A 13,972-nucleotide genomic window follows, 5' to 3' on the forward strand; every position below is an offset into this window, starting at 1 on the left:
CGCTTGTGGATGGAGTTGGATTAGCAATGCTGAAATCAGCCGAGTTGGGTGTACTATATGCCATTATGGCGCTAGGGGTATATTTGACCTTTCGCATACTCGATTTTCCTGATCTTACGGTAGACGGGAGCTTTACAACAGGAGCTGCGATCGTTGCATTATCTATCACATCAGGCATGTCACCATGGCTAGGAACCTTGCTCGCTTTCGTTGGGGGCGGAATCGCTGGCATGATTACAGGTATTATTCATACGAAAGGGAAAATCAACGCCCTCTTATCTGGAATTTTGATGATGATTGCGCTGCACTCTATTAACTTGCGAATTATGGGCAAAGCCAATATCGGCCTCATGCAAAAAGAAACGCTGCTTACCCCTATATCGCATGGATTTACATTGTTGATTGTAATGGGCGCATTTGCGATGCTAATTAAATTCGGTCTGGACTGGTTTTTGCGCACCGAGATCGGCTTATCACTGCGTGCGACAGGGAACAATTCACGCATGATTCGCAGCTTTGGTGTGCATACCGACAATACGATTATTCTCGGTGTCAGCCTTTCTAATGCACTGGTTGCCTTATCAGGAGCGCTGGTGGCGCAATCACAAGGATTTGCGGATATCCAGTCAGGCGTCGGCATGATTGTCGTCGGGCTGGCATCCGTAATTATCGGGGAAGCGATATTCGGTCACCGTACGATCTTGCGCGCTACGTTTGCTGTCGTATTAGGTGCAGTTCTGTATCGGATCATTATTGCAGTAGCCTTGCGATTGCAAATGAATGCAACCGACTTAAAGCTGTTGACTTCCATTATCGTTATTGTTGCCTTAACGATACCAATGATACGCAAAACGTTACATCAACGGCGTGCAAGCAGGTTGCGTGCGTTCCAGACGATTGAAAAGGGCGGTGAATGAAGATGCTGCATGTCAATCAGGTAAGCAAGTTTTTCAATGCGAACTCAGCGGATGAGAAAATGGCGCTGTCACACATCCAGCTTCATCTGCAGTCTGGTGATTTTGTGACAGTCATCGGCAGCAACGGTGCAGGGAAGTCGACCTTAATGAATATCATTTCCGGTATGATTACATCTGATGTAGGAAGTGTATCTATAAATGGCCATGATGTGACGTATATGCCAGAGCATCGCCGCAGCCGCTGGATTGGACGCGTGTTCCAGGATCCAATGGCCGGAACTGCTCCGGATATGACGATTGAAGAAAATATGGCTATTGCACTGAAACGAGCCGCCAAACGAAGGCTTGGCATAGGTGTTACGCGGAGTCGCCGGGCTTTGTTTAAGGAGGAGCTGTCAAGGCTTAAGCTCGGTCTGGAGAACCGATTGAATGCCAAGGTTGGTCTGCTGTCTGGCGGAGAGCGCCAAGCATTGAGCCTGCTTATGGCCACATTTACACAGCCTAGCATATTACTGCTTGATGAACATACTGCAGCGCTTGATCCAGGCCGTGCAGAGCTGATTACCCGATTGACGGATGAAATTGTACATGCTTCTTCTTTAACCACTCTGATGGTAACGCACAATATGGAGCAGGCAATTCGGCTTGGCAACCGTCTTATAATGATGGATAAAGGGAAGATTGTGCTCGATATTCCTGCTAAGGTGAAGCAGACACTCACAATAGATTCACTGCTCCGTGAATTCGAGCGAGTTCGTGGAGAGAAGTTTGTTGATGATCGGGTAGTGCTTGGGGGGGGATAGCAATTTTTGCCACCCAGCACGAAACATCCTACAGGAATTAGATCGATTCGAGTCGTTATAATTCAGGTGGAAGCGGGAAGTCTAAAGGTGGAGGTGATTGATATGCCGCATAACAAACCGCAGCGAATTCATCATCAACGTAATCAAGCCAGCATTATGGAGGAACAAGTAACTCCGAAAACCGGCAAGATTGCCCACCGTGCAGCAAGCTTGAACCAAATTCCAAAGCAGCAAGGCTAGAGGGATAATCCATTAATGACAGATTGCCTGATGCCTCGTACTTAGGAGTTGGGGACAGCTTTTGCTGCTTTGGTAAGCCTCATGAATAAGAGATGACAAAGGAGATGTAGACAATGGCACACAAACAGCAAGGGCATTCCCGTCAAAATACGACGACTCGTACATCAGATGCCAATAACGCAAAAGGTAAGAATAAGTAAAACGAAGGCCATTATATTTGGCTTCAACCGGTAATAATCCTAGTTTATAACGTATTAAGCTCTTACATGGAGGAATAAGTATTTCTTCCATGTCTTCTATGTCAAACGCCTTTCAAGGAGGATGCCAATTCAATGGATCATCTGAATCTGGAGAGCGATTATTCTTGTTCTCAGGCAAGTTCTGATCTCCCCCAGCTTAAGGCAGAGCTCGAATCGCTTCGCACGAAGGCGATTGGAGGAATGTCTTATGATCTGGAGCAGGAAATCAATCGAGTGGAAAATCAAATTCACTTTATTAAAAATAAGTGCTCCCTGCGTTAATCAATAATGCCTAAAAGAAGAAGCGTCCACTAAGCCTGCACATGCAGACGAGGTGAACGCTTTTTTCTTGTGGCCAATTAGGTTGCAGAAACGGCCGTTGATGTATCTGCTTTAAGCTTCGGATTGGTTGTATCCAAAGCATTCACTGTATGTGCAGGAGGCTGCTCAAGAGGTGAAGCCACTGAACCCTGCTGAAGCTGGTACATTTTATAATATCGTCCTTGCAGCTGCATGAGTTCGTCATGTGAACCCTGCTCTACAATCTCTCCACGATGCAGTACAAGAATCAGATCTGCATTGCGAATCGTCGACAAGCGGTGGGCGATGATGAATGTAGTACGCCCACGCTTCAATACATCGAGCGCTTCCTGGATCAATGCCTCTGTCTCGGTATCAATGTTCGCTGTCGCCTCATCCAAGATTAAAATAGAAGGCTGGAACGCAAGTGCACGGGCAAAGGAAATCAACTGCCGCTGTCCGGCAGAAAGTGTGCTTCCTTTCTCAATCACAGGCTCATCAATCCCATTCGGAAGCTGCTTCAATATTCGGTCTGCACCAACGGCCTTCAAGGCGTCCTCCACCTGCTGGCGGGAAATGCGCGGATCACCAAGGCTTACATTGCTTGCAATTGTTCCTGTAAAGAGGAACGGGTCTTGCAGTACGATTCCCATATGCTCCCGAATCCACTGCTTCGGTACACTTGTAATAGGCGTGCCATCAATGCGAATTTCCCCTTTTTGCGGGTCGTAGAAGCGGAAGAGCAGGTTCATGATCGAGCTCTTGCCGGATCCGGTATGGCCGACGAGAGCAACTGTTTGTCCTGGCTTTGCTTCGAAATTGAGGTTCTTCAGGACGTAATCTTCCTTGTATGCGAAAGATACGTGGTCGAACTCAACATGACCCTTGTAGCGCGGCATGGAACCTTCGTCGAGCTCCTCTCCATACTCATCCATCAGCTCAAATACGCGGCCAGCCGATACCAGGGATGAATCCAGATTAGCTAGTTGGTTCACCATTCCGATAATCGGATGGAACAAGCGGTTCAACAGGTCGGTGAATGCATACAGCACACCGAGCGTGATGATCCCGGAGCCGTTTAAGGAAGCACCTGCGAAATACCAGAGTACAGCCGCAAATGCAATGTTACGCAATACGTTCACCAAGTTGTGCGAGGTGAATGCATTCAAATTCAACATCTTATTTTGATACGTAAAATATTCGTCGTTCATTGCGTTGAACTCATCCATCGTTTGCCGTTGACGGCCGAATGCACGAATAACAGGCATTCCTTGAATAGATTCGTTGATCATTGCGTTGATGGAGCTAAGCCGTGAACGAATGATCTTGTTATAGCGGGTTGCAAACTTACGGTAAAGGATGACCCATAATACGATTAGCGGCAGCACGAACATACAGACGAATGCCAATTTCACATCCAGTATGAAGAGCGCTACATAAATCCCGGATATCGTAATAATTCCTGACGTAAAGTTAGCAAGAACGGAGACGAACAAGTCTTTCACTGCTTCTGTATCATTGGTAACGCGCGAGACTACTTTACCTGCAGGCAAATTATCAAAGTACGGAATAGGCAGTCGCTGCACATGTGCATATACGTCGCCGCGAAGTGTGCGGATAACGCGGTTCGCTGCTGTCTGCAAGCCAAGCGTCTTGCCGAAGCTCATGAAGATGCTGACGACAAGCAATCCGAAATAGAGAGCCATCAGCTTCACAATGCTTGCAATCTCCGGCTCATAGAATCGAAGTATGTCCTGCAAGGACATAACGGCAGCAGGGGAAGACCAAGCCTGATCGCCAGTACGAATCGTCAGGGTTCCATCCTTGTATGATCGTTCTCCCGTCGCTTGCTCAGGAATGTGACCATTCACGAATAGGAACTGGGATCCGACTTGCAGAATGCGCGCTTCTGGGCCTTTCTCCTCGCCAGGCTCAAAGCGATCCTCACGCTTTAAGGTACGCCCTTCATATGTGATGGTTCCCTCTGCTGAAGAATTAGCTTCATAATAGGGCTTTTCTATCCCTAAAATATGTTTGTCGATAATCGTCTTGGCGATAAATGGTCCGGACAGCTCGGCTGCCACGGCTAACGCTAACATCAGTAAGGCAAGTATGAACGTGCCTTTATATTTCAACGCATAGCGCCACAATCGTCTGCCTACATGACGGGGCGCTGCTTTTGGTTGTTCGATTTCCACGTAGTATTTCCTCCCTTCTTACAATCCCGACTCCAATTGCTGGCGGTCATACTGTTCTTTATACCAGCCGCCCTGCTGAAGCAGTTGCTCATGCGTACCTTGCTCGACGATGCGGCCATCATCCATGACGATAATCATATCCGCATGTTCGATGGCGGAGAGACGGTGCGTCGTAATGAGTGTCGTCTTACCGGCACGCTGCTCGCGAATGTTCTTAATAATATTCGCTTCTGTCCGTGCATCTACTGCAGATAGAGCGTCGTCCAAAATAAGCACTTCTGGGTCTTTTATGAAGGCGCGTGCCAGAGACACACGCTGCTTCTGCCCGCCAGACAGTGCAACCCCCTTCTCCCCAACGATGGTGTCGATACCGTTGACCAAGGTAGGAAGGTCATGTGTGAAGGAGGCTGTATCAATCGCATTCATCACATCTTGTTCCGTACCGTGTTCGGAACCGTATAGAATATTTTCCTTCACGGTCTTGGAGAACAGAATTTGCTCCTGTGGCACATAACCAATCCAGCTTTGGAGCTGATCCATTGGAATTTGATCAAGCGGCACGTCATTAATTAAGAACTGACCATTCCCGATTGGATACTCCCGCAGCAATTGTTTAATGAATGTTGACTTGCCGCTGCCGGTACGTCCGACAATGCCCAGCGTTTGGCCTTTGCGCAGCGTCAGTGAAATGTCCTCCAGATTAGGCACCGTAGACGATGGATACTGGAACTTATAATTTTTCCAAGTGAAGGTTGCAGGAACTTCGACTTCCTTCGGCTGTACTGCATCCTGTACATCTGGTGTATAATGGAGAACTTCGTTTACCCGATCCATTGCGGCATTTCCGCGCTGCATAACATTAATGAGCTCGCCGATAGCGAACATTGGCCAGATCATGAACCCAAGGTACATATTGAAAGTCAACAGTTCTCCCAGTGTCATCTCATTATGAATAATCAGATAAGCTCCGAATCCAAGCCCGATCATATAGCTAAGCCCGATAAATAAGCGGATAACTGGGTCGAACAACGCGTCGACTTTGGCAACCGCGACATTCTTCTCATATACGTCCTGGACGATATTGCGGAAGTGCTGTTCGTCTGATTTCTCTTGTACGTAAGCGCGAAGGACGCGCACACCGCCAACCGATTCAAGCACCTGGTCATTCATCTTGCCGAATGCGTCCTGCGCAATGGTATAGCGCTCATGAATCATCTTGCCGAAGATCTTCATGGCAATTGCGATGAATGGCAGAGGCAGCAGAACCGCCAGAGTCAATTTCCACTGCATGAGGAGCATAGCGACAAGTACAGTAGCCAAAAAGCGGTCGAGTCTGTTAAGGTGAGCATGCCGAAGCCTGTTGTCATTGCGACAGAACGCAGGTCATTCGTTGAACGTGCCATTAAGTCACCAGTACGGTTTTTTCAAAAACGGAGGTGTCATCTTCAGGAAATGGCGCATCAGCCTAGAGCGCAGCTTGCGTTCTACGAGGTTGGCTCCTCCAAAGATCTGATACATCCATACGTACGTAATTCCATAAATAATCACCATGGAACCTAAAATGTAAAATAAGTACTTCGAAAGGGACTGCCAAGTAATCGTCCCCGTTACGATATCATCGATAGCATTGCCTAGCAGTCGGGGAGGAAGCAGTTCTAGCACACCTACTGCAATAAGTAGGGTTACCCCGATTAAGTATCTCGTTTTGTGTTCTTTGAAGAACCAGCCGAGCTTTCCTAGTACGGAAAACATACACTCACATCCTTTGTCATTTGGTGCAGATTGATATCAAGACAATAAAAAAAGGGCATACCGTTCGTAAACGATATCCCTTTGATGAGTAAGGTCATATATACGAGCGGTGGCCGCCCGTTGTCCGATGGTTGATTCCATTGTACGATTACAAATGCTCCTGAATCGAATACTCGTATCAGGACAGCATGATCAATCGAAATGGATTCATTTTACCGTTCGATCTGAATTAAGAATAAGTCAAATCGCTCGGTTCAGCAGGGCTCCATTGATATGAAATTGCATGTGTTGTGTTATCCACATGTAGGTTTAGCAATTGTACTGTTAACATGGAGTTCGCCTGCCTTTCTGTCAAAGTTAGTTGGACGACATCGTGATCGTCCTGTCTGCTTGTTGATTCTAGCACTGCGGATAAAGCATTGTCAATCATTTTATTGCACAAATTTAACACTTGACTTATCTGACTTTATAGCGATGATTGCCTCTCGTTTTTCACAAAGCCACATCCCCTATTGCCGCTTTTTGCTGCTAAAACGGCAACTTTAGATGAGGGAGGGCATTTGTGTATGAATGGCACAGCATCCGAATGTAGTTGCGAACTGTTTGCCGTACATAGGGAATCATCGTATGATGTAGATGATTTGATTATATCCTTATGATTTTCCAAGCAGCAGCGACAGTATGCCTGCTGCAATCAGGGGGCCGACAGGAACACCGCGGAACAAGGCAACGCCCAGAACGGTACCGACGAGCAGACCTGCTACAACGGTGGGGGATTGGGTCATTAAATGAGCGCCGCGCCCTCCCAAATAGGCGACGAGCATGCCGACGGCTACAGCTAAAAGGGATTTCCAATTCATGAAGGACTGTACGATCGTATCAATGGACATTTTGCCGCTCGCAATAGGTGCCATGACCCCGATTGTCAATATAATGATGCCTACGGTCAGCCCGTACTTCTCGATCCAAGGGAACAGGCTCTGCATATTCGTCACGCGGAGCAGCAATAGAACGACCATTGCGATGGTAACGGTAGAATTGCCGCTCACGATGCCTAGCCCCGCAAATCCGAGAAGGATGAGGGATGAAATATCTAGTTGTGACATGGTATGTATCTCCTTTCACATTCGTTGACAAGAATAGCATATTTCCTATGTATTGAAAATAAAACAGATCGGAGTGCTGCATAGATGAGCAACACATTATTGATAACAGGATTTGACCCATTTGGGGATGAAGCCATTAATCCTTCTTGGGAAGCCGTGAAGCAGCTTCATGGACGTACAATCGGTCATTACAACGTTCATGCCGTTCAGCTTCCGACCTCATTCGAACGCGCGGGCGCGGTGCTTGGTGAAGCGATGGAGCAAATCAAGCCGGATGCTGTGATTTGTGTCGGACAAGCCGGAGGCAGACCGGATATTACACTTGAGCGCGTGGCAATTAATTTGCAGGATGCGCGCATTCCGGATAATGATGGAGCGCAGCCAACAGATGGAGCTATTGTTGAGGGCGGGCCTGTTGCTTATTGGGCACGAATGCCGCTGAAAGCGATTCGCGCCGCCGTGCTGGAGGCCGGCATCCCTTGTTCCATTTCCTATACAGCGGGTACCTTCGTATGCAATGCAATATTTTATTGGTTAATGAACAGGCTTGCTGAGCAGGAAGGCAGTGAACAAATGCGCGGCGGATTTATTCATATCCCATTTTTGCCCGTACAGGCTGCTCGTTATTCCAATATGTCTTCCATGTCGATTAATGATGTGGTGAAGGCGCTGGAGACGGTTATTGTTCACTTGAATGATGTGGAAAATACAAGCGACAGCGCGGGGACGTTACATGGCGCCTAAGTTTAGGATATAATAGTACTTTTCGAAATAAATCCTATAGGGAATTCGAATCGGCCGGTAGGCGGAAAGGAGTTGCAAGGTGAACGAACAACCTTCCATGAAGGATGAGGAAGAATTATATCTGACACGCGTGCTTCGCTTGATGGATCGCCAGATCGCTGCATTGGAAGCAACCGCTGAGGAGCGGCAGGCTGAAATTGTAGAAATGAAGCGTCATTTCTGGGATGAGGTCACAGTCGATAATGACGAGATGTTCGAAACGTATGTAAGCATCATGCAGCAAGCGAAGGATTTGGCTAGTCATGAGCGTGTACAGAAGCATGCAGCCAAATGGCTGAACAAGCTCCGCAAGCATATCCAAGCGCCGTACTTTGGACGCGTTGATTTTATAGAGGCAGGGGATACGGAGACGCTTCCGGTTTACATCGGACTGATGTCTGTAACGGATGAGGAAAGCGGTGAGCATTTCGTCTATGATTGGCGTACGCCAATTGCCGGTTTATTCTATGATTACGCGCCTGGACCGGTTCAGTATCGTACGCCAGCGGGTGTTATTGAGGGGGAGATGACGCTCAAACGTCAGTTCCTCATCCGTAATGGCCGCTTGGAGGCCGTTTTTGATACTGGCATTCAAATCGGCGACGATATGCTGAAGGAAATGCTGAAGCGAAGCGCGGATACGAAGATGAAGAGCATCGTCAGCACGATTCAGCGCGAACAGAATGCCATCATCCGGGATGATTTGCAAGACGTGTTAATCGTACAGGGGGCTGCTGGAAGCGGGAAGACGTCTGCGGCGATGCAGCGGATCGCGTATTTGCTGTATAAGTACCGCAGCAGCATGCGATCCGAGCAGATTATTTTGTTCTCGCCAAATGATTTGTTCAATGACTATGTATCCAATATTTTGCCGGAGCTTGGCGAGGAAAATATGACGCAGACGACGTTCCAGTCTTATATTGAGCACCGTCTCGTTACAGAGCGAAGCATTGAGGATATTTATGATCAGACTGAACGCCTTATGCGCGGCATGGATCGCTGGACAGCCTCGAGAGAAGCGAGAGTCGAGGCTGCGGCTGCCAGATGGAAGGCTTCAGCCGGCTATCAGCAGGTGCTGGATCGCTATATCGACTCTTTACAGCGGGAAGGCGTGCGCTTTATCCGCTTTGGTACGCCAAAGCGAACAATTATTAGCGCTGAGCAGCTTGCAGAACAATTCTATGTTCAGTTTGCGGATTGGTCCTTGCCGGCTAGAATGGACAAACTAAGAGACTGGCTGCTGGAACAGCTCCGGACTTGGGCGGTTAAGGAGCAGAAGCGCATATACCGGAAGCTGCAGCAGCAGCCAAATTACTTAGGGACGGAAGAAGAGCTTCGTGATATGAGCCGCAAGCAGGTGAACAAGTGGTTGAAGCGGTTCCGCAAGCAGGCGAAGGAACTTCGTTTTGTCGAGTGGGAAGAGATGTATTGCGACTGCATGCGCAGTCTTGAGCATTGGGCGAAACAGGCCGCGGCCATCACGAACGTAAATGATACCGTGGATGTGGAAACGATACGTGCGATCGGACTGCGGTCAGTAGAGCAGTTCGAAGCGGGAATTATTCCATTCGAGGATGCCTCTCCATTGCTGTATCTAATTGAAAGTGTAGAAGGATTCGACACCTTCAACCATATTCGCCATGTTGTCATTGATGAAGCGCAGGACTATTCTCCATTCCAATATGCACTGCTGACACGGTTATTTCCACGCAGCCGGTTCACGATATTGGGTGATTGGAATCAAGCGATCTACGAATCGAATCGCATGGGCTCAGCAGCAGCGCTGCAAAATGTATTTACGGAGAAGAAGGCCGGCGTGATTACACTACGCAAAAGCTATCGTTCTACTCGCAATATCATGGAGCTGGCAAGCAGCATTCTTCCGAATGGCGAGCAGGTAGAACCGTTCAGCAGAGAAGGAGAAGAGCCCACTATCATTCGCTGCGAGGACGAAGAAGAGCAAATGAAGCAGGCTGGTGAGCAACTGGCGGCATGGGCAGCAGAGAACAATCTTGCTTCTATTGCAATTATTACAAAGGATGAAGCTACCGCGGAACGGGTTCATAATCAGCTGCAGCATAGCTTCCCGCAATTGAAGCGGGTATCGAAGCATACAAAGCAGTTCGTTACCGGACAATGGGTTGTCCCCTCCTACCTTGCTAAGGGATTAGAATTCGACGGGGTTATCGTATTTGACGCGCAAGAGCAAGCGTATGGTCATGAAGCAGATCGGAAGCTGTTCTACACGGTGTGTACTCGCGCGATGCATCGTCTTGCACTGCTGGCTGTAGGTCAAGTAACGCCGTTCCTCGATGCATGGAGCGGAGAAAGAGCTTAATCTTCACAGCATGGATATTCTAAGTAGGAAAAGCGCCTGATGGCACGGGGTTCGGATGTAACCTCCGAGCAGTGCCGCCGGCGCTTGTTTTATTGGGGGCTTATGTTGTGATAGATTCGATTTCGTTCATTTGTGTACGATCGATATCCATCGTTTTGTAGCTTGAATGTAATCATCTGCAAAGGGGGAATGATATCTTATGCTCCATGAACGACCATCCGCTCTATTTCGTCATATCTTCAATCGACTGAATCTGCATATAGGACGGAACGACAAGGCCAATTTTCGTTCCGTTTAAGTTCGGGCCAAGATCATCCACGTCATTTTTGAATCGATCGTAGTAATCCTTATGAGTCTTTGGCAGCCAAGCTGCTACGATAGCATCGACATCACCATTTGCGACACCTGTCCACATGGGGCCGGCTTCTACTTGAATAAGATCGACTTTGTAACCGACTTTCTCCTCAAGCACCGCTGCGATAACATTTGTGCTTGCAATCTCAGAATCCCAAGCCACATAACCGAGTTTCAGCTTCTTTCCTTCGATTTTATCTATGCCGTTCGTCCAAGCAGCGGCCTTATCCGCATTGGCTTCTATCCAAGCTTTGGCCGCGATGTTCGGTTCCTGACCGTCATGGATAGCAACCATCACCTGAGCCATATCGTCAGCAACCCATTTGAATTGATCCAATGTCTTGTATGCCTCGGGCTCCTCTTCCTTTAAGCCTTTGCGAGCGATGGTATGGATTTGCTCGTCACCACCGAAGATCCCCTTCGGATCCTCAAGATATTTCAGATCATATTTTGCGAACATCCAGTGCGGTGTCCAGCCCGTGATAATGATAGGCTCCTGTTTCTTGATTGCCTTATCCAGAGCCGCGGTCATAGCAGCCCCTGAACCTTCAATGAGCTTCCAGTCGGTTAACCCGTATTCCTTAATCACTTTCTCGGTGGATTGCATGATTCCGGCTCCGGCATCGATTCCTATAATCTTATAGTCAACCTGTTTCCCAATGCTCTCGCTGGTCGAACCACCGCTTCCACCTTCCTCTTGGCTGTCCGATTTACCTCCTGAAGCAGATGAACAAGCAGCCAGCGTCCATCCCAATACGGCAATCAGACCGATTAACATCCAGTACCTCGTACGATTTTGTCTCATATTCATCACGCTCCTTGTTTGTTCGTTTTCCGGTTTTTAAGCGAATGTTGAGAGAAACGATCTAAAATAATGGCTAATAGTACGACAGACAAGCCTGCCTCGAAGCCCTTGCCGATTTTGAGCATGGTGACAGCGCGGTAGACCTCGGTGCCGATGCCTTGCGCTCCGATCATCGAGGCGATAACGACCATAGAAAGGGTCAGCATAATCGTTTGATTCACACCAGCCATCAAGGTTGGCATGGCGACGGGGAGCTGCACCTTCCATAACGTCTGCATGGATGTGGAGCCGAATGCGGAAGCAGCCTCAATCATGTCATGGGGAACCTGCCTGATGCCAAGCTCGGTTAGGCGTATGGTAGGAGGGACTGCAAAAATGATAGAGGCAATTACACCCGGAACTATGCCTAAACCGAATAAAAATACAGCAGGAAGCAAATAGACGAATGCGGGCATGGTCTGCATGAAATCAAGAATAGGCTTCACAAGGCGAGATAGCCTATTGAACTTGCCGCAGGCAATGCCTAGCGGGATGCCGATAAAGATGGAAATTACAGTGGAAACGATGACTAGTGCAAGTGTGTTCATGGTGGGTATCCAATAACCCAGCCAGTCGATGATGAGCAACCCGATAGCGGTTAACAGAGTGAGTGACCATCTGCCCAGCAAAAATGCGAGCAAAGCGGCCGCAACAATGAACAAGTAAGACGGCATGATGAGAAAAAGGCTTGATATTGCCTCAACACTATGCTCAATCCATTTGGAGAGCAGTTGGAACAATCCGTCAGCATTCGTACTTAGCCAATCAACACCATGTTCGACCCAATTACCGATGCTCAGCTGCATGATTTAACACTCCTTCCGCTGCAAAACTGATATCAGTGACTGATGCAGAATAGAGCTCTAGTTGGGATTGGGATGAGGGTGGGGAATCGGGCAGATTGCCTGCAAGCGCTCCAAGCACAGCTCCTCGGACAATCGCGCCAAGCAGCCTGCCATCTGGGTCAACTACAGCTATTGGCAGCTTGGCCTCGCCAGACAAGGCGAACAATTCGTTTAGAACAACAGTGGGCGATACAGTTGGAACTTCTGTGTGCATGGCTTCCTGTAACGTTAACCTGCTGCGTGCAGCCTCGCTTGCCTGTTCGGCTGTAACGACTCCTTGAAGGGACTTATCCTTCCCGACCACGAACAGTGTGGAAATTCCAATATCCCTCATTAACTGCAGCGCTGCACGAGGGCCGCGATCTTGGGATATCGTCTCTGGCCTGCGCATGATATGCGCGGCGGTGAGTACCTTGGATAAGTCTACGCCTTCAACGAATCGCTCTACATATTCGTCTGCCGGCTGCATCAACATTTGCTCAGGAGTTCCGATTTGGATCAGCATGCCGTCTTTTAGCAGGGCGATGCGATCGCCGATGCGAAGCGCTTCATCCAGGTCATGCGTGATGAAAATGATCGTTTTGTGCATTTTTTGCTGCAGGGCAAGCAGTTCATCCTGCATGTCGCGTCGGATGAGCGGATCGAGCGCGCTGAATGCTTCGTCCATAAGCAAAATATCTGGATCGTTGGCTAGAGCGCGTGCTAAGCCGACTCGCTGCTGCATGCCGCCGCTCAATTCATCCGGGTATTTGTCCTCCCAGCCGTTAAGACCGACGAGACGGAGTGCTTCGGCTGCTTTGCGGTAGCGTTTTTCTTTGGAGAGTCCTTGTATTTCGAGGCCATATGCGGCATTGTCCAGCACACTGCGGTGGGGGAAGAGCGCGAATTTCTGAAATACCATTCCAATGGTTCGGCGTCGAACCTCCCGCAGTTCAGTTGTGTTCAGCTTGGAGATGTTACGATCCTTGAGCCAGATCTCACCGGAGGTCGGTTCGATGAGACGATTCAGCATGCGGACGAGTGTAGACTTTCCGCTGCCGGATAGGCCCATGATGACGAATATTTCTCCTTGTTCCACGGCAAAGGACACTTGGTTAACAGCTACGGTTGCTTGTTTTTCTTTGGCTAGCCGTTCTCTTGACCATCCTTGCTGCAGCAGAGCGAGTGCTTTTTGTTCGTGATGTCCAAATATTTTAGTCACTTGGCTGACCTTGATCATGGACAATCCTGTCACCCCTTTTGCGTATGGATTC

At 48.5% G+C, this 13,972-nt stretch carries 11 protein-coding genes and 1 pseudogene; 6 read left to right on the plus strand and 6 right to left on the minus strand.

Annotated elements, in window-relative coordinates:
- Positions 1-5 precede the first annotated feature (5 nt).
- From PAV_RS14930 to PAV_RS14940, 4 genes are all read left to right on the plus strand, one after another.
- On the plus strand, positions 6-917 hold the full coding sequence (locus tag PAV_RS14930) for an ABC transporter permease (protein ID WP_005547583.1): 912 nt from the start codon (positions 6-8) through the stop codon (positions 915-917).
- Between the two features lie 2 nt (positions 918-919).
- On the plus strand, positions 920-1,720 hold the full coding sequence (locus tag PAV_RS14935; RefSeq protein ID WP_005547585.1) for an ABC transporter ATP-binding protein: 801 nt from the start codon (positions 920-922) through the stop codon (positions 1,718-1,720).
- 6 nt (positions 1,721-1,726) lie between these two features.
- The gene (locus PAV_RS34685; RefSeq protein WP_005547586.1) at positions 1,727-1,960 is read left to right on the plus strand and encodes a hypothetical protein; all 234 of its coding nucleotides are present in this window, start codon (positions 1,727-1,729) and stop codon (positions 1,958-1,960) included.
- A 332-nt stretch (positions 1,961-2,292) separates the two neighbouring features.
- Complete coding sequence (locus PAV_RS14940) at positions 2,293-2,481, plus strand: hypothetical protein (protein ID WP_005547588.1); 189 nt, start codon at positions 2,293-2,295, stop codon at positions 2,479-2,481.
- Between the two features lie 77 nt (positions 2,482-2,558).
- On the opposite strand, the gene PAV_RS14945 is transcribed toward PAV_RS14940, so the two are convergent.
- From PAV_RS14945 to PAV_RS14955, 3 genes and pseudogenes are all read right to left on the minus strand, one after another.
- Positions 2,559-4,697, minus strand: a complete 2,139-nt coding sequence (locus PAV_RS14945) for an ABC transporter ATP-binding protein (protein WP_051135132.1) — start codon at positions 4,695-4,697, stop codon at positions 2,559-2,561.
- An 18-nt stretch (positions 4,698-4,715) separates the two neighbouring features.
- A pseudogene (locus tag PAV_RS14950) lies at positions 4,716-6,449 on the minus strand (ABC transporter ATP-binding protein).
- Between the two features lie 653 nt (positions 6,450-7,102).
- Positions 7,103-7,555 (minus strand): DUF441 domain-containing protein, encoded by a 453-nt coding sequence (locus PAV_RS14955; protein WP_005547591.1) that lies wholly within the window; start codon positions 7,553-7,555, stop codon positions 7,103-7,105.
- An 84-nt stretch (positions 7,556-7,639) separates the two neighbouring features.
- Here PAV_RS14955 and pcp point away from each other — a divergent pair, with 84 nt between their 5' ends.
- Together pcp and helD are read left to right on the plus strand one after the other, a co-directional pair.
- Entirely contained in the window at positions 7,640-8,299 is a 660-nt protein-coding gene (pcp, locus tag PAV_RS14960; protein WP_005547593.1) for a pyroglutamyl-peptidase I, read from the plus strand.
- A gap of 79 nt (positions 8,300-8,378) precedes the next feature.
- Positions 8,379-10,676, plus strand: a complete 2,298-nt coding sequence (helD, locus tag PAV_RS14965) for an RNA polymerase recycling motor HelD (RefSeq protein ID WP_005547596.1) — start codon at positions 8,379-8,381, stop codon at positions 10,674-10,676.
- 223 nt (positions 10,677-10,899) lie between these two features.
- On the opposite strand, the gene PAV_RS14970 is transcribed toward helD, so the two are convergent.
- Genes PAV_RS14970 through PAV_RS14980 form a run of 3 tightly spaced genes read right to left on the minus strand, consistent with a single transcriptional unit; the run spans position 10,900 to position 13,944 of the window.
- Positions 10,900-11,835, minus strand: coding sequence for a glycine betaine ABC transporter substrate-binding protein (locus PAV_RS14970; protein WP_005547598.1), 936 nt, complete (start codon positions 11,833-11,835; stop codon positions 10,900-10,902).
- Positions 11,836-11,840: 5 nt separating this feature from the next.
- Entirely contained in the window at positions 11,841-12,680 is an 840-nt protein-coding gene (locus tag PAV_RS14975) for an ABC transporter permease (protein ID WP_005547600.1), read from the minus strand.
- Positions 12,661-13,944 carry a quaternary amine ABC transporter ATP-binding protein gene (locus tag PAV_RS14980; protein ID WP_081505763.1) on the minus strand — a complete coding sequence of 428 codons (1,284 nt, stop codon included), beginning with the start codon at positions 13,942-13,944 and terminating at the stop codon, positions 12,661-12,663. The genes PAV_RS14975 and PAV_RS14980 overlap by 20 nt, the downstream gene beginning before the upstream one ends.
- Positions 13,945-13,972: the final 28 nt, after the last annotated feature.

It is taken from the genome of Paenibacillus alvei DSM 29, from assembly GCF_000293805.1.
Taxonomy (GTDB): Bacteria; Bacillota; Bacilli; order Paenibacillales; family Paenibacillaceae; genus Paenibacillus_B; species Paenibacillus_B alvei.

Coding starts and splice junctions, on each gene's coding strand:
- PAV_RS14935 (WP_005547585.1), top strand. CDS start 920: ATGCTGCATGTCAATCAGGTAAGCAAGTTTTTCAATGCGAACTCAGCG.
- PAV_RS14940 (WP_005547588.1), top strand. CDS start 2,293: ATGGATCATCTGAATCTGGAGAGCGATTATTCTTGTTCTCAGGCAAGT.
- PAV_RS14955 (WP_005547591.1), bottom strand. CDS start 7,555: ATGTCACAACTAGATATTTCATCCCTCATCCTTCTCGGATTTGCGGGG.
- pcp (WP_005547593.1), top strand. CDS start 7,640: ATGAGCAACACATTATTGATAACAGGATTTGACCCATTTGGGGATGAA.
- PAV_RS14970 (WP_005547598.1), bottom strand. CDS start 11,835: ATGAGACAAAATCGTACGAGGTACTGGATGTTAATCGGTCTGATTGCC.
- PAV_RS14975 (WP_005547600.1), bottom strand. CDS start 12,680: ATGCAGCTGAGCATCGGTAATTGGGTCGAACATGGTGTTGATTGGCTA.